Here is a 15,818-nt window from a genome sequence, read left to right on the forward strand (position 1 = left end):
GTTATTACTAATGCAAATCAAAAAGCTGCTTACTATCGTTGATAAGCAGCTTTTTGATTTTTAGTTGAGGTCGAAGCCTTTTTCACGAAGCCTGTTCTCTCAATTCGAAAGTTTTACAGCAGTTCATCACTTAGATAATTGAAATTTAAGCCGCCAAATGTACCGGAACTCATGAAGAGAAATAGATCGGCAGTGTCGCGGAGTTGCAGTATGTAATCCTGTAGCTTACCTTTTTCCGTAAAAACGTGCAGATTGGCGTACGAAAACGCATCGATGACATCTTGCGAAGAGATTGGGGCAGTCGAATCCAAATAGTGTCCAGTGTGTGTATCAAAATAAACGATGGCTTGATCAGCTGACTTCAGGGTATTTTGGTACTCACTAAGAAACGTTTTTGTTAAGCTGCTCAGTGTATGGAGTTCAACAATGGCCATCAATCGCTGGCCTGGATATTGTCTCTTTACTGCTTCTGTGGATGCTTCAACCTTAGCTGGGGAGTGCGCAAAGTCACGAAAGATAAGTCGGCTTTTTAGGCCGGGAAGCGTCTTCTGGGCTATCTTTTCTAAGCGCAATGCGACTGGTTTGAAGGATCGGATCGCAGCATAGAATTGTTCTTCCGTAATACCAATACGATCGCAGACGGTCATTGCGCCAGCAATATTTTTCATGTTATACTCGCCAAACAGTAACGTAGCTATCTTGGCCCCTTGCTTGGTAAGCAAATAAGTTTGTCCATTAACGATTTCGTTAGGATGAGCCTCATACGGTATTTTAGTAATATCCGGACGCTCCTTCTGACCAATCACATCCAGCATATCATCTGATTCATCGAAAGCTAAAATACCCGCTTTAGGCATGGCCTCCGCCAGTGACTCAAATTGATCAACGTAGTTTTCCCAAGTAGAATAGATATTGACGTGATCCCAGGCAATACCACTAATCAAGGCGATATGCGGTTGGTAATGCAGGAATTTTGGCCGGGAATCAATTGGCGATGATGCATATTCATCACCCTCGATAATAATGATTGGTGCGTCTGTTGTGAGCTTGGCCATCGTGTCAAAGCCACTAATCTCTTCTCCAATCAAGTAATCAAATGCGCGATTGTGGTATTTTAAGACGTGTAGAATAATTGACGTAATAGTCGTTTTACCGTGACTACCCGCAATGACTACGCGTTGTTTCTGCTGGCTTTGCTGATAAAGAAATTCAGGATAAGAATAGATCGTCAAGCCTAGTTTCTGAGCTTCGAGTAATTCTGGGTTGTCTTCGCGGGCGTGCATTCCGAGAATAACAGCGTGTAAATCGGCATGGACTTTTTCCGGAAACCAACCCATTTCATCTGGAAGCAGACCATGTTGCTGTAAGCGCGTGCGGGAAGGCTCATAGATTTCGTCGTCGGATCCAGTAATCAGATAACCTTGCTGCTGAAGGGCTAAAGCGAGGTTGTGCATGGCACTACCGCCAATCGAAATAAAGTGGATGGTCTGAGGCATTCGTAATAAAGTCAATGTAGAGAAGCAAAAGTAGAGCTTATTTTGGTTCGCCGAAAGACCGTACGTTTGTGGCACAGATTACAGTATGTCGTCACTATTAAATTTCGATACTAACCGAATCAAACCCACTGCTTTTTCGTTGACTAACTTGCGAATAGACGATACTTGGAAAGACCGATTTTCGTATCCAAATTCGCGCCTGTTTGTTAGACCCACAAGCCCCATTTTATGCGTCGAATATAGGGATGAAGACTTACTATGACCTGATTGACCAGACATTCGAGTTTCCAACACGGGAATTCAATGTAGAGAATAACGAACTGATGTTCAACAATGTACCACTGATGGACATTGTGAAGCAGTATGGAACACCCCTGAAATTGACGTATTTACCGAAGATTACGGAGCATATCGAACATGCAAAACTGCTGTTCCGAAATGCGATGAAGCGGTACAATTACAAGGGAAATTACACCTATTGCTATTGTACGAAGTCATCCCATTTTCGCTTTGTGCTCGAAGAGGCACTAAAAAATAATATCCACCTCGAGACATCATCGGCTTATGATATTCCTATTCTTCGGGAACTACATAAGACGGGCAAAATATCGAAGAATACCTACGTCATCTGCAACGGTTATAAACGGCCTTTGTACACCCAATACATTAGCGAACTTATCAACGATGGGTTTGTAAATTGTATTCCGGTGCTTGATAACCTTAAGGAGATTGAGGCTTATGAGAACTCAATAACAGCCGAAACGGTCAATTTTGGCATTCGGATTGCCACGGATGAGGAACCAAATTTTGCCTTTTATACCTCTCGCTTAGGTATTCGCTATAGTGATGTTAATGAACTGTATCGCAACAAAATTCAGTCAAATGAGCGATTTAAGCTCAAAATGCTGCATTTCTTCATTAATACAGGTATCAAGGACAGCGCCTATTACTGGAGTGAGCTAAGCCGGTTCATGTATAAGTACTGCGAACTGCGGAAAATATGCCCGGATCTCGATTCGATCGATATTGGGGGTGGTATGCCAATTCAGACATCGTTCCAGTTTACCTATGATTACCAGGCTATGATCGATCAGATTGTAGAAAGTATTCAGTGGATTTGTAACAAGAACAATGTGCCGGTACCGCATATTTTCACCGAATTCGGTTCGTATACGGTGGGTGAGAGTGGAGCGGTTATTTATAAAGTGATTGATCAGAAGTTGCAGAATGATAAAGAGCTTTGGTATATGATCGATGGCTCGTTCATTACGCAACTGCCCGATTCGTGGGGTTTGGGTCAGAAATACATCATGCTGTCGGTTAACAACTGGGACAATCCGTACCAGAAAGTAAACTTGGGTGGTTTGACCTGCGATTCACATGACTTCTATAACACAGAAGCACATAGCGCGGATCTGTACCTGCCTATTTTTGATCAGGAGTCTGAAGATCAGTACATTGGACTCTTTCATACCGGTGCCTATCAGGAGTCGCTGGGTGGATATGGCGGTATTCAGCATTGCCTGATTCCTGCTCCCCAGCATGTCATTATTGACAAAGATGAAGAGGGTAATCTGCGGACACGGCTGTTTGCACCAGAGCAAAACAGCGAGGTAATGCTTAAGATTTTGGGGTATGGGGATGCAGAGCCCGGTATGACAGAACTGGAAGCGACCGAAGCTGCTGAGGAACGGGAGGAAGAGGCTGAGCTTCTGAAAGAAGAAAACTAATAACTTCTTGACTGAGCCGACTTCTCACAAAAGGAGTTGGCTCAGTCAAGAAGTCACCGAATGATAAAACTATTAAACGAGTGTATGATTTTAGGTCGTATATTCGTTTAACAGTCTGAAGTTGAACGCAAAACGGAGCGATATTTCATGAAAAAATTACTGATTTTAGGCGCTGTTCTGGCAACTACATCACTTGGATCATGTGCCCGCAAGGCAAATTGCCCGGCCTATGGTAGTGTGCAGAAACCTGTATCGGCCCAAGTGAGAGTATAAGAGTAATGAACTTACCGAGCGAAAAACCTCTGAACCTGCAACGTTTAGAGGTTTTTCGTTTAGGCGTAGCTCAGAACGAAACGCGATGCCTCCAGTAAGTTAGGGGCGAAACCATCGCACTCATCAGAGAGTTGGGGATCATGAGCAATGCGCACCGTGCGTACACCAACCCGTTTGCCCGCCTGCATATCCCGCAGCGCATCGCCAATCATCCAGGATTCGTCAGGCAAGATATCGTACTTAGCCATCGCCTTTTCAAGCATCAGCGAGCCTGGCTTACGGGTAAGTGATTCAGTATCGTAATTGGGGTGATGGGGACAATAATAAATGTCATCAATAAGCCGTCCACACTGATCCTGTAGGTAATTGTAACACGTCATTACATCATCCCGAGTATACAGTCCTCTGGCAATACCCGCCTGATTGGTAATGACAATAAGCAAATAACCTGCATTTTTCAGCAATCGCAGTGCTTCCGGTACGCCTTCGGGTATGATGAAATCCTCGATCCGATAAACGTAATCGGTTCGGTCTTCATTTAAAACGCCATCTCTATCCAGAAAAACGCACTTATTCATCAATGATGGAATTCTGTTGTAAAACGCAATAATACAAATATTCTGCAAAATAATTGCATTATTGCTTTAAAGTGTTTGTGAAGTTTTCTAAATGAAAACAAAATGGGTTAGGTAACTCATCAATTGGTGCGTCAGAAACAAAATAGCAGTGAACTGATCACGTCTCTAACCATACCAGTTGATGAGTTACTCGTGCCGCAATTAAGCACCTAGGTCGCTAAGCCGCTGCGTTAACGCCTGAATCTTAGCCTCAGCATCAGCAAGTTTCTGACGTTCACGGTCAACGACATCAGGTTTCGCATTGGCTACGAATTTCTCATTGGAGAGTTTCTTAAGCGTTGCATCCCGGAAACCGATATTGTACTCCAGTTCCTTTTGGGTGTTAGCGACTTCCTGTTCGATGTCAATTTCTCCGGCTATATCGACGAAGAATTCATCGCCTTTGATCAGGAATGATAAGCCATTGGCCTTTTCGCTAACGTAACGGATCGTTGATACATTGGCCATTTTCTGCACCAGCGGTTCCAGAACATGGAATCGTTCGGGTGTGGTGGTCTTAATGGCTACCGGCAACTCGGTCTTAGGCGAAATTTGTTTAGCATTCCGGATATTGCGAATATTCGTAATGATGTCGAACAGCGTGTCAAAATCCGCTAATATCTGATTGTCAACCGTGCCCGTTTTGGGAAACGAAGCGATGCAAATGCTGTCACCGGTCTGACGCTCACGAATTTCCTGCCAGATTTCTTCGGTGATAAAAGGCATGAATGGATGGGCTAGGCACATCAGTCGCTCGAAGAAATTGATGGTTGCATCGTAAGTGGCGCAATCGATCGGTTGTTCAAAGCCGGGTTTGATCAGTTCGAGGTATTGCGAACAGAAATCGTCCCAAATCAGCTTGTAGATAGCCTGTAGCGCATCCGAAATCCGGAATTTGCTGAAATGATCTTCTATCTCGATTAACGTGGTATTCAATTTCGACTCAAACCAGCGAATGGGCAGTGAGGAATCAGCGGATGCCGTATCGACAACCGTCCAGCCTTTCACCAACCGGAATGCGTTCCAGATCTTGTTGCTGAAGTTACGGCCCTGTTCAACTAATTTCTCATCGAACAGCAGGTCATTTCCGGCTGCCGAACTAAAGAGCATCCCCGTCCGGACACCATCGGCACCGTACTGGTCGATGAGGTCGAGTGGGTCGGGTGAGTTGCCCAACTGCTTCGACATTTTCCGGCCCTGCTTATCGCGCACCATACCCGTAAAATAAACGTCCTTGAATGGGCGCTCATCCTTATACTCGTATCCGGCAATGATCATCCGGGCAACCCAGAAGAAAATAATGTCGAAGCCCGTAACGAGCGTGTTTGTCGGGTAATAGTAATCGAGATCCTGTGGGCCAGCCTTCGGATCATCGGGATTACCCGACGGTCTAAAAACGGACATGGGCCACAGCCACGACGAGAACCACGTATCCAGAACGTCTTCGTCCTGCGTTAGATCGGCTTCCGTCATGGCAAAAAGCAGTTTTTCGTGCTGCACTTTTTCCAGGGCTTCGTGCTTATTCTTGGCCACGATGACGGTACCATCCTGCATGTAAAAAGCGGGTATCCGCTGGCCCCACCACAACTGGCGGCTGATGCACCAGTCGTGCGGATTTTCCATCCAGGAACGATACATGTTCTTGTATTTCGACGGATGAAGTTGAACCGTGTCGTTCATCACATTCTCGAACGCTGGTTTCGAGAGTTCGTCCATTTTGAGGAACCACTGCAACGACAGCTTTGGCTCAATGACGGCATTGGTCCGTTCCGAGAAGCCAACATTTGATTTATACTCTTCGGCTTTCACCAGATTACCCGATTCTTCGAGCAACTTGATGATCGCTTTTCGAGCTGCAAACCGGTCCTGACCTACCAGAATCTGCGCTTTCTCGTTCAGTGTTCCGTTATCGTTCAGAATGTCCAGAACCGGTAGGTTGTGTTTGATACCCAGCGAATAATCGTTCGGGTCATGAGCAGGCGTCACTTTCAGACCACCCGTTCCAAAGTCCATCGTTACGTACTCGTCCGTGATGATGGGAATTTCGCGGTTAATGAGCGGAATGATCGCCTTCTTACCGTGTAAATGCTTGTACCGCTCGTCGTTAGGATTGACCGCAATGGCCGCATCCGCCATGATTGTTTCTGGTCGAACCGTAGCGATAATAATAGAATCCTGCCCTGCGGTACCGGCTATGTCATAACGGACGTAAACCAGTTTCTGCTGAACTTCTTTGGTGATAACTTCTTCGTCTGAAACCGCCGTTAGTCCCTGCGGGTCCCAGTTGACCATTCGGACACCCCGATAGATCTTACCTTTGTTATAGAGGTCAACAAACGTATCGATAACCGATTCGTAAAGAGCCGGCTCCATCGTAAAGCGCGTACGGTCCCAATCGCAGGACGCACCCAGTTTACGAAGTTGCTGAAGAATGATACCACCATATTTATGCGTCCACTCCCAGGCATACTCCATAAACTGGTCACGGGTAAGGTCTTGCTTGCTGATGCCCCGTTCTTTCAGCATAGTAACGACTTTGGTTTCCGTGGCAATACTGGCGTGATCGGTTCCGGGGACCCAGCAGGCGTTCTTGCCTTCCATGCGAGCCTTCCGGATCAGCACATCCTGAATCGTGTTGTTGAGCATGTGGCCCATGTGCAACACACCCGTGACATTCGGGGGGGGAATAACGATGGTATACGGTTCCCGGTCGTCGGGGGTAGATTTAAAAAATTGGTTATCAAGCCAGTATTGATACCATTTCTCCTCAATTTCCTGGGGGGTGTATGTTTTTGAAATCATAAAGCAGTCGGGACCGGATCGCTTTTCTACCAAATGATGAATCAGTGCGTAGTAGAAAAAGAGCGGTGTTTTCGATAGAAAAGCAAAATTAGCTAAATTGGATAGGGCGTAAAAACGAAAGGTTGTCTTTCGCAGTTTTAGCGTTACACTTCATGACTCACGTATGGAATTCGGGAAGATACATAACCTAGATGCTGTAAACCTAACCTTACCACCAGGGCCAGCCTTCAACGGGCGTATCTGGGCGAGTGTTGAGCCAACTAACCGGCCTAAAGTATTTATTGGTGGACCTATATGGGCCAACAAAGACTATGTTGGTAAGGTTTATCCATCCCACGCGAAAGAGCGGGATTTTCTGCATTATTACACCCGGCAGTTCAATACCATCGAGCTAAATCTGACCCACTACCAGATTCCGACGATGGGCATGATCGAAAAATGGAAAGCGGAAGCAACGGAAAACTTTACCTATTGCCCTAAATTTCCCCAGATCATCAGCCATGAGCGGCAGCTGTTGGCCACGGAGGGACAAACTGAAGAGTTTGTGAATGCCGTGCTGGCACTGGAAGAGTACCTGGGTATGACGTTTCTACAGCTACCTCCGTTCTTCGGTCCTGACAAATGGCCCATACTGGAGGCCTATCTGAAAAGCTTGCCTGATGAGCTGGATGTGGCCGTGGAATTTCGTCATCCCGACTGGTTCAGCAAGGCATCGGTATGGCAGCAGACACTCGAACGGCTTTACGCGCTACGTCGGCACGTCGTCATCACGGACGTGGCCGGTCGACGTGATGTACTGCACATGGGCTTGAGCAGTCCCGTTCTGACGCTCCGGTTCATTGCCAACGAGGGCCATGCGACGGATTACATGCGCACCGATGCCTGGATACAGCGACTAAAAACGTGGTTCGACAAAGGGCTGCAAACGGCTTATCTATTCATCCACGGCGGTAGTGAAAACGATACCGCACCCGAATTGATCCTGTACTGGATTCGGGAATTGAATACCCACTGTGGCCTCAATCTGCGCGAGCCTGTCCTTCAGCCTAAGGTCGTGCAGGGGAGTTTGTTTTGATTTGCCAGACCGGCTATTTACCTTTGCCCTATGCGTTTAGCAAGCACAATTCATCGGTATCATCATTCTGGGCGGTAACGCAGCAGAACGAGACGCTCGTGTTTGTGCTATCGGAAAGTCAATTCTGATCACCACAAGATACAAAGCCCGGTTCTGCCAAGGAGTCGGGCTTTTTTATGTATGAAAACTGTCATTATCAAATACAACGCCGGCAACGTGCAATCCGTGATGTATGCGCTGGAACGGCTGGGGACCAGCTACCTGCTGACGGACGATGAGGCCGAAATTCGATCGGCTGATAAAGTCATCTTCCCCGGTGTTGGAGAGGCTAGCACGGCAATGGCTTATCTGCGCGAACGGAGATTGGACAAACTCATTCCGTCGCTGAAACAGCCCGTATTAGGAACCTGCGTCGGTATGCAGCTTATGTGTCGCTATTCGGAAGAAAACGATACGACCTGCATGGGGATTTTCGATATTGACGTTCGGCGGTTTCCGTCCAGTCATCAAGCAGGGGAACCTCGTTTAAAAGTGCCACATACGGGCTGGAACAGCATTCATACTTTACAAGGACCGCTGACGAACGGGTTGTCGGAGAACGCTTATGTCTACTTCGTGCACAGTTATGCGGCTGATGTTTGCCCGGAAACAACCGCCGTTTGTGATTATGTACGGCCATTCAGTGCTATGCTGCATCGGGATAATTTCTACGCAGCTCAGTTTCACGCCGAAATTAGTGGCGACGTTGGTCAGCGGATACTGGAGAATTTCTTAAAACTGTAGTGTGGGTTTTTACCCGCATAAAGCGTACCTAATAAGCGGGTTTCTATCCGCACTATCTATGTATATCATTCCTGCTATAGACCTGATTGATGGTAAAGCCGTCCGGCTGACTCAGGGCGACTACAATCAGAAAAAAGAATACAACGCCCGCCCGCTCGAGGTAGCTCAACAGTTTGAAGATGCTGGGTTGACCCGTCTTCATCTGGTTGATCTTGATGGTGCGAAGGAGAAACGGGTTATAAACTGGAACGTGTTGGAGCAGATTGCGTCTAAAACCCGACTACACATCGATTTTGGGGGTGGTGTTCAATCCGACGACGATCTGCGCGTTGTGTTCGAATGTGGTGCCAAACAGGTTACGGGGGGCAGTATTGCCGTAAAAAACCCTGATGTGATGGAACGCTGGCTATCGCGGCATGGTGCCGATAAGATCATTCTCGGGGCTGATGCGAAAAATGAGAAGATTGCCGTTAGTGGCTGGGAAGAATCGACGGAAGTATGGGTGTATGATTTCGTGCAAAAGTGGGTTGAAAAGGGAGCCAGCTATGTGATTAGTACGGATGTGGCGAAAGACGGGTTGCTACAGGGCCCATCGTTTGAACTCTACCGGAATCTACAGGATCAGTTCCCTACGTTGCATGTGATCGCCAGCGGAGGAGTCAGCAATATGGCCGACATCGAAACGCTAGCCGATATGGGCCTGTTCGGCGTTATTGTCGGCAAAGCGATCTACGAAGGGCGGGTTACGCTGAAAGAATTAACTAAAATGTCAATGCAGTAGATCACTCGCTCGATGATGCGGCTAGCTCTTCTAGTATTCGTTTTTGTCTATTTCTTCATGCTAATGCAGGTAATCGCAGCTGACTCGATGGACTCTACGAGAAAAGAACGTCGTCAAGCGTTAGCTGGTAAAATGCGGATAAGAGAGCCAATCTTAAGGGAAGGAGAGTACGAAGTGCGCATCTGGAACAGATGTGAGTTATGCTACGGAGAGGCTCATGTACTATACAGATTGATTAAACGGAAAGAAACATTCACCGTCTCTAAGTACACCATTCGATGGAACAAGTATGAATTCGAGCAGGCAAAGAAGTTTAAGCCACCAAGACCCGCTACGATAGCACTCTGGAATAAACTCACCGAACAGAATATTTTAATTTTGCCCGATGAGTTCGTAATTCATGATCAACTGTTTCCAAAACCTGGGAAAGATTCAACCTGGAATGTAATCGAAGCCGACGGGACGGTTAGCGTGAAGGCCAAAATCCGAAGAGAAAGTTGGATGCTTATAGGTGATGGGGAAAGCTATTATTTTCAGGTCTTTAGTAAAGACAACTATCACGACTACGGATACAGCAATCCACTGGGATATATGAAGGGAAAGCCCGAGATCGCTGAATTGAAGAATGTCGTCTCGATACTAAATGAGTTGTCCGACGTTTTCCAGTTTGCTAAATGAACCCGCGCATGATGATTTATGAATACACCATCAGCGACGATAAAACAAAGCTCGATCTGGCGGTCATTCACCGTTTCCTGAGCCAGGAAGCGTATTGGTGTCCGAACATTCCGGTTGACATTGTCCAGCGTTCCATCGAAAATTCGCTTTGCTTCGGTGTGTATCTGGGTGAGGAGCAGGTTGGCTTTGCCCGCGTTGTATCTGATCTGGCGACGTTTGGCTATCTGGCCGACGTGTTCATCTTGCCCGCGCATCGGGGCAGGGGTTTGTCGAAAAAACTGGTGGCATTCATTCTGGCCTATCCCACGCTACAAGGCCTGCGCCGGATGTTGCTGGTTACGCGCGACGCTCACGGATTATATGAGCAGTTTGGTTTTCAGCCAATCGACAATCCCGAGAATACATTATTCATTAAACTGATTACCAGTTACTAATGCTTACAAAACGCATCATTCCATGCCTTGACATCAAGGACGGACGAACCGTAAAAGGTACCAATTTTGTCAACCTGCGCGATGCAGGCGATCCGGTATCGTTAGCGGCTATTTATGCCGAACAGGGAGCCGATGAACTGGTCTTTCTGGATATTACCGCTACCGTCGATGGTCGAAAAACGCTGATCGATCTCGTGCGCAATGTGGCACATACGATCAATATTCCGTTTACCGTTGGAGGGGGAATCTCATCGGTAGCTGATGTGTCAGCGCTGCTCAATGCAGGAGCCGATAAAATTTCGATCAATTCCTCCGCTGTTCGTAATCCTGAGTTGGTCAACGAACTGGCGCTGGAGTTTGGCAGTCAGTGCATCGTCGTAGCGATTGACACGAGATACGTGGGTACTGAACACATTGTTCACACGCACGGCGGGCGTAAACCGACGGAACTGCGCACGATTGCATGGGCCAAAGAAGTTGAGGACAGGGGAGCGGGCGAACTGCTGCTCACGTCGATGGATACCGATGGAACGAAGGCTGGCTTCGCACTTGAACTAACCGCCCAGATTTCGGGCGTAGCCAACATTCCGGTTATTGCATCGGGTGGTGCCGGTTCGATGGATCACTTTGTCGATGTATTTACCAGCGGCAAAGCCGATGCGGGCCTGGCTGCCAGTATTTTTCACTTTAAGGAGATTGAAATCCCGGCTCTAAAAGAATACCTGAGAACCAAAGGAATTGAGATGCGTTTGTGACGAGCCAAACAGCGTAGCAGGAGCCACCCCATTTGGCTCGAATTGATCAGAACTTGAATCCTAAATCCAGGGCAACAACCCGGTTTTTGGAAACCAGTTGACTGCCACGGGCTACGTTGATCAAACCGCGCTGGTAACTCAGCCCGATGTTGAACGCGTTATTCTGATTGATCTTGTATTGTACTCCTGTTCCAAGTAGCAGTTCGACGTCACCGTACCCATACTGACGGCGATCGCCCCCGCTCTCGGCCAGATAGAGTCCATTACGAGCCGGGTCAAGTGCTTTTTCGGCTAATTTCACGCTCACCAACCCACCGGTTTGGAGATACAGCCGCATGTTAGGGGCAATGTTGTTGGCGAACAATTTTACCGTCAGGGGCACTTGTAAATACTGAAGGTTGTACGTAGACTCTTTTTCCGGAGCGCCGGGATTCCAGACGGCCTGCCCAAACGACCCCGGCATCTGAAAGCCCGACCGCTTGATCGTATACCAGAGACCAGTGCTGAACGCGTATCGATTCTTGAAGAAAAAATAATCCAGCGAGGGGCCAACGCTCATGCGAACACCGGCTCCATTTGTCCGAAAACCCGTATAGCTTCCCGTGCCCTCAGCCGTGTTAAGGTCAAGCGAGGGCGCAAACCGAATGCTCATTTCGATCAGGTGAGTAGGCCACGCATAATCCGGGCCCGATCCGTAGCCGTTGTTTTCCTCCGACTCCCTGGTGCGCTGTTGCTGCTTCTTTCGCTTTCCCTTGCGATCGTCGTCATAATCACGGCGGTTCTGATCCTGTCCGTCATAATTATCACCCAATATTTTTCGGAATCGCTTCTCCGTTACGTTCGATTCCTTCGTTCTCAATCGGTAGAGCGCGGGCGATGTGGACTGTGCCCAGCTGCTGACAGCAGCCAGCACAACCAAAATCAAACCTAACCCTGCAACTTTTTTCATAATTTTGCACGTTTTCAATATAGAAAACCAGTGAGTTTCATGCGACTAAGTACAGCCCTTGCGGGGCTTTTTTGTCTGTTTTTGATGGCTTCGTGTACAAAAACCGAAGACATTACGCTTATCCGATTGGACCAGCAACTTTTTTCGGCTACGTCTGCTGACGGTGTTCGGTCGTTTCTGAATAAGAACCCCTCAGTAGCTCAATTGTACTTTAACGCGAACGGAGCCGGAAATGATACAGCACTCGTCCGGGAATTGACCAACCGGGTCAATAATCCGGCGTTGAATGAATTACACAAGCAGGTCGAAGCCGAGTTTGGCGACATGGCCGACCTGAGAAAACAACTGGCCGAAGCCTTTGCGAACATCAAAAAAGACTTTCCTGACTTTCGCTCACCCAAAATTGCTACCCTCGTAACTGGCTTTGCTGGTCCCGATCTGGTCGTTACCGATAGTCTCATCGTTATCGGACTGGACTATTTTGCCGGTCCTAATGCCAAATACCGACCGCGCGGTCCTGAATTTCCGCAGTACATCTTGCGCCGGTACCAGAAAGAGTACATTGCCCCGGCTATCGTTTTCGCCATATCGGACAACTACAATGCCACCACCCGATCCGATCAGACAATGCTGGCCGATATGATTTATTACGGTAAAGGCTATGTATTTACGAAGACGATGCTGCCCGATAGCAACGGCGAACCGTTTCCCGACAGCCTGATTATCGGATACTCAGACAAGCAACTGACCGAAACGTTTAACGCGCAGGATCTCGTTTGGGGTCATTTTATTGATAACCAGTTGTTATACCAGACTAATCCAGCGATAAAACAGCGATATTTGAACGAACGACCCTTTACCGCCGAAATAGGGAAGGGTTGCCCCGGTGCTATCGGTCGTTGGCTGGGCTGGCGAATTGTAGGACGCTACCAGGATAAACATACCAGCGTTGGCATTGCCGAGTTGATGCGCAACGCCGATGCCCGGCAAATTTTTGAACAATCGGGCTATAAGGGACAGAAGGACGATTGAGTATATGCATTGGTACAGTGTCAGCATGATACTACTTTTAACCAATTAACGACAACGCATACAGCGAGTTCATCGACAAGAACCAGTAAAAATGGCAAAACGAGGAGGGAATTTTGGCGAGGAAGCCGGTCCGGAAGACAAGAAGAAGTTGAACCGGGAAGGGGTCAAAAAGGCGATGAGCATATTCCGGTTTATAAAGCCGTATCGCATCAAGTACATTATCGGCTTTATCTTTCTGATCCTGTCTACCGGCACGACGATGAGTTTTGGTCTGCTCATCGGGCAGATTACGAGTGTAATACAGGGAAAATCGGCGTTCACGCTAAACCAGGTGACCCTGTTTTTTGTGGGCGTGCTGGTGGCGCAGGCTATTTTTTCCTTTTTTCGGATTTACTTTTTTTCGCAGGTCAGCGAGCGGGCCATGGCCGATGTACGCCGGGCTACGTATAGCAAAATCATTACGTTGCCCATTCCGTTTTTTGAAAAACGGCGCGTCGGCGAATTGACCAGTCGGATTTCAGCCGACGTTTCGCAGCTACAGGACGTACTAACCCTGACTCTGGCCGAACTCTTTCGGCAGGTGGCTACGCTGACTATCGGTACCGCCATTATCTTTTACGTTTCCTGGAAGCTGACGCTGTTTATGCTGGCTACGTTTCCGGTGATCATCGTAGCGGCAATGGTCTTCGGGCGCTTCATCCGCAAACTGTCCAAGCAGGCGCAGGATCTGCTGGCTCAGGCCAACGTGGTCGTTGAAGAGACGCTGCAATCCGTGAATATTGTCAAAGCGTTTACCAACGAAAAAGTAGAGATCAACCGCTACGGAACGGCCTTGAACCTGGTGGTGAACACGGCGCTTCGGTCGGCCAAGTTCCGGGGTGTGTTCGTTTCCTTTATCATTTTTGCGCTCTTCGGGGGCATCATCGGCGTAGTCTGGTACGGTGGGTCGCTGGTAATGGCCAACGAGATGCCCTTTGCCGACCTGCTGACATTTATCGTTTATACCACATTCATTGGCGGTTCGGTAGCGGGCATGGGTGATTTATACGCCCAGTTGCAGCGAACGATTGGTGCGTCGGAACGCATCCTCGAAATTCTGGAAGAACCTTCGGAAGTAGACGCCGACGAAGTGTTACCGCTTTTTGTACCGGTACAGGGTCATGTGCAGTTCAACGACGTTTACTTCTCATACCCTTCACGACCCGACGTGCCGGTATTAAAGGGAATCTCACTCGACGTAGCCGCCGGTCGTAAAATAGCGCTGGTTGGTAAAAGTGGCGCGGGTAAATCGACCATTGTGCAGTTGTTGATGCGCTATTACCGCACGACGACCGGCCAGATTACGGTAGATAATCGTGACCTGTCTAATTTTAACATCACGGAACTCCGGAAAAATATCGCCGTTGTGCCGCAGGAAGTGATGTTGTTCGGGGGTACTATCCTGGAGAATATTCAATATGGTAAGCCGGGCGCATCGGAAGCTGAGGTGCGTGAAGCGGCCCGTAAGGCCAATGCGCTTCAGTTTGTTGATTCATTTCCCGAAGGCTTTCAAACTATTGTGGGCGAACGGGGGGTTAAATTATCGGGTGGCCAGCGGCAGCGAATCGCCATTGCCCGTGCCATTTTGAAAGATCCGGCCATTCTGATTCTCGATGAAGCCACCAGTTCGCTCGACGCCGAATCCGAGAAATTGGTGCAGGAAGCATTAGATGAATTGATGCAAAATCGGACAACGATCATTATTGCGCACCGGTTGGCTACCATTCGTAAAGTAGATCGTATTTATGTTATTCGGGAAGGGCAGATTGCCGAAGCAGGTACCCACGACGAGCTAGCCAGCCAGGAAGATGGCATCTACGCAAATCTGGTTAAATTGCAGTTTGAAACGATCGAATAACCGATTGTTGTTCATAGTTTAATGACTGTAAACAACACACAAGCCTAAACTACCAACATGACATCGGCTGCTAAAACCTTGAAAGACTTTAACCTCCGGCACACCAATGGCCGCGAGGAAGTGCTGGATTTGTTTCTTAATGCTGGTCATGCGCTGGCGCACAACGACGTCGAACACGGACTTGGTCCAGACCACGATCGCGTAACGATTTACCGAACGCTCCGGACATTTCTGGATAAAGGACTACTGCATAAGGTGCTCGATGATGAGGGCGGGACAAAGTATGCGCTTTGCCGCGAGACGTGCGCGCAGGGCCACCACCACCACGACCACGTTCATTTCAAATGCGACAATTGTGGGCAGACTACTTGTCTGGATCAGGTACATATTCCGTCCATTGCACTGCCGCAAGGCTACGATCGGAAAGAGATGAACTTGCTGATCCAGGGCACCTGTATGGACTGTAATAAGTAGTGAATAGCCGACGTTCGTAGCGCAGACAGACACGAACCAGAA

The 15,818-nt window shown here is 48.1% G+C and carries 14 protein-coding genes; 10 read left to right on the top strand and 4 right to left on the bottom strand.

Translation table 11 applies throughout. The features are described from left to right. Positions 1 to 113: 113 nt before the first annotated feature. Positions 114 to 1,496, bottom strand: a complete 1,383-nt coding sequence (locus GK091_RS26395) for a UDP-N-acetylmuramate--L-alanine ligase (RefSeq protein ID WP_164043741.1) — start codon at positions 1,494 to 1,496, stop codon at positions 114 to 116. Between the two features lie 245 nt (positions 1,497 to 1,741). Between GK091_RS26395 and GK091_RS26400 the strand changes: the two genes are divergently transcribed. After that, a complete protein-coding gene (locus tag GK091_RS26400) occupies positions 1,742 to 3,226 on the top strand; it encodes a type III PLP-dependent enzyme domain-containing protein (RefSeq protein WP_164043742.1) in 1,485 nt (494 codons plus the stop codon). A gap of 332 nt (positions 3,227 to 3,558) precedes the next feature. Here the strand turns inward: GK091_RS26400 and GK091_RS26405 are convergent, their stop codons facing one another. Together GK091_RS26405 and GK091_RS26410 are read right to left on the bottom strand one after the other, a co-directional pair. Then, a complete protein-coding gene (locus tag GK091_RS26405) occupies positions 3,559 to 4,077 on the bottom strand; it encodes a D-glycero-alpha-D-manno-heptose-1,7-bisphosphate 7-phosphatase (protein ID WP_164043743.1) in 519 nt (172 codons plus the stop codon). A 201-nt stretch (positions 4,078 to 4,278) separates the two neighbouring features. After that, the gene (locus GK091_RS26410) at positions 4,279 to 6,918 is read right to left on the bottom strand and encodes a valine--tRNA ligase (protein WP_164043744.1); all 2,640 of its coding nucleotides are present in this window, start codon (positions 6,916 to 6,918) and stop codon (positions 4,279 to 4,281) included. Positions 6,919 to 7,081: 163 nt separating this feature from the next. Here GK091_RS26410 and GK091_RS26415 point away from each other — a divergent pair, with 163 nt between their 5' ends. The 6 genes from GK091_RS26415 (at position 7,082) to hisF (ending at position 11,424) form a co-directional block, all read left to right on the top strand. Then, a complete protein-coding gene (locus tag GK091_RS26415) occupies positions 7,082 to 7,993 on the top strand; it encodes a DUF72 domain-containing protein (RefSeq protein WP_164043745.1) in 912 nt (303 codons plus the stop codon). A gap of 180 nt (positions 7,994 to 8,173) precedes the next feature. Continuing rightward, a complete protein-coding gene (gene hisH / locus GK091_RS26420) occupies positions 8,174 to 8,776 on the top strand; it encodes an imidazole glycerol phosphate synthase subunit HisH (RefSeq protein WP_164043746.1) in 603 nt (200 codons plus the stop codon). Positions 8,777 to 8,834: 58 nt separating this feature from the next. Next, the gene (gene hisA / locus GK091_RS26425; RefSeq protein WP_164043747.1) at positions 8,835 to 9,557 is read left to right on the top strand and encodes a 1-(5-phosphoribosyl)-5-[(5-phosphoribosylamino)methylideneamino]imidazole-4-carboxamide isomerase; all 723 of its coding nucleotides are present in this window, start codon (positions 8,835 to 8,837) and stop codon (positions 9,555 to 9,557) included. A 63-nt stretch (positions 9,558 to 9,620) separates the two neighbouring features. Beyond that, positions 9,621 to 10,235, top strand: coding sequence for a hypothetical protein (locus tag GK091_RS26430; protein ID WP_164043748.1), 615 nt, complete (start codon positions 9,621 to 9,623; stop codon positions 10,233 to 10,235). Positions 10,236 to 10,246: 11 nt separating this feature from the next. Beyond that, positions 10,247 to 10,669, top strand: a complete 423-nt coding sequence (locus GK091_RS26435; RefSeq protein WP_164043859.1) for a GNAT family N-acetyltransferase — start codon at positions 10,247 to 10,249, stop codon at positions 10,667 to 10,669. After that, the gene (gene hisF / locus GK091_RS26440) at positions 10,669 to 11,424 is read left to right on the top strand and encodes an imidazole glycerol phosphate synthase subunit HisF (protein ID WP_164043749.1); all 756 of its coding nucleotides are present in this window, start codon (positions 10,669 to 10,671) and stop codon (positions 11,422 to 11,424) included. The genes GK091_RS26435 and hisF overlap by 1 nt, the downstream gene beginning before the upstream one ends. A 46-nt stretch (positions 11,425 to 11,470) precedes the next feature. Here the strand turns inward: hisF and GK091_RS26445 are convergent, their stop codons facing one another. Beyond that, complete coding sequence (locus GK091_RS26445) at positions 11,471 to 12,373, bottom strand: porin family protein (RefSeq protein ID WP_164043750.1); 903 nt, start codon at positions 12,371 to 12,373, stop codon at positions 11,471 to 11,473. 39 nt (positions 12,374 to 12,412) lie between these two features. On the opposite strand from GK091_RS26445, the gene GK091_RS26450 reads away from it, so the two are divergent. The 3 genes from GK091_RS26450 to GK091_RS26460 all read left to right on the top strand — a co-directional run bounded on the left by GK091_RS26450 (position 12,413) and on the right by GK091_RS26460 (position 15,776). Then, a complete protein-coding gene (locus tag GK091_RS26450; RefSeq protein ID WP_164043751.1) occupies positions 12,413 to 13,405 on the top strand; it encodes a gliding motility protein GldB-related protein in 993 nt (330 codons plus the stop codon). A 91-nt stretch (positions 13,406 to 13,496) separates the two neighbouring features. Further along, the gene (locus GK091_RS26455; protein WP_164043752.1) at positions 13,497 to 15,302 is read left to right on the top strand and encodes an ABC transporter ATP-binding protein; all 1,806 of its coding nucleotides are present in this window, start codon (positions 13,497 to 13,499) and stop codon (positions 15,300 to 15,302) included. 57 nt (positions 15,303 to 15,359) lie between these two features. Further along, positions 15,360 to 15,776 (top strand): Fur family transcriptional regulator, encoded by a 417-nt coding sequence (locus tag GK091_RS26460; protein ID WP_164043753.1) that lies wholly within the window; start codon positions 15,360 to 15,362, stop codon positions 15,774 to 15,776. Positions 15,777 to 15,818 lie beyond the last annotated feature (42 nt).

Origin of the sequence: Spirosoma agri (genome assembly GCF_010747415.1) — a bacterium.
Lineage (GTDB): Bacteria > Bacteroidota > Bacteroidia > Cytophagales > Spirosomataceae > Spirosoma > Spirosoma agri.

Coding starts and splice junctions, on each gene's coding strand:
- GK091_RS26395 (WP_164043741.1), bottom strand. CDS start 1,496: ATGCCTCAGACCATCCACTTTATTTCGATTGGCGGTAGTGCCATGCAC.
- GK091_RS26400 (WP_164043742.1), top strand. CDS start 1,742: ATGAAGACTTACTATGACCTGATTGACCAGACATTCGAGTTTCCAACA.
- GK091_RS26405 (WP_164043743.1), bottom strand. CDS start 4,077: ATGAATAAGTGCGTTTTTCTGGATAGAGATGGCGTTTTAAATGAAGAC.
- GK091_RS26410 (WP_164043744.1), bottom strand. CDS start 6,918: ATGATTTCAAAAACATACACCCCCCAGGAAATTGAGGAGAAATGGTAT.
- GK091_RS26415 (WP_164043745.1), top strand. CDS start 7,082: ATGGAATTCGGGAAGATACATAACCTAGATGCTGTAAACCTAACCTTA.
- hisH (WP_164043746.1), top strand. CDS start 8,174: ATGAAAACTGTCATTATCAAATACAACGCCGGCAACGTGCAATCCGTG.
- hisA (WP_164043747.1), top strand. CDS start 8,835: ATGTATATCATTCCTGCTATAGACCTGATTGATGGTAAAGCCGTCCGG.
- GK091_RS26430 (WP_164043748.1), top strand. CDS start 9,621: ATGCAGGTAATCGCAGCTGACTCGATGGACTCTACGAGAAAAGAACGT.
- GK091_RS26435 (WP_164043859.1), top strand. CDS start 10,247: ATGATTTATGAATACACCATCAGCGACGATAAAACAAAGCTCGATCTG.
- hisF (WP_164043749.1), top strand. CDS start 10,669: ATGCTTACAAAACGCATCATTCCATGCCTTGACATCAAGGACGGACGA.
- GK091_RS26445 (WP_164043750.1), bottom strand. CDS start 12,373: ATGAAAAAAGTTGCAGGGTTAGGTTTGATTTTGGTTGTGCTGGCTGCT.
- GK091_RS26450 (WP_164043751.1), top strand. CDS start 12,413: ATGCGACTAAGTACAGCCCTTGCGGGGCTTTTTTGTCTGTTTTTGATG.
- GK091_RS26455 (WP_164043752.1), top strand. CDS start 13,497: ATGGCAAAACGAGGAGGGAATTTTGGCGAGGAAGCCGGTCCGGAAGAC.
- GK091_RS26460 (WP_164043753.1), top strand. CDS start 15,360: ATGACATCGGCTGCTAAAACCTTGAAAGACTTTAACCTCCGGCACACC.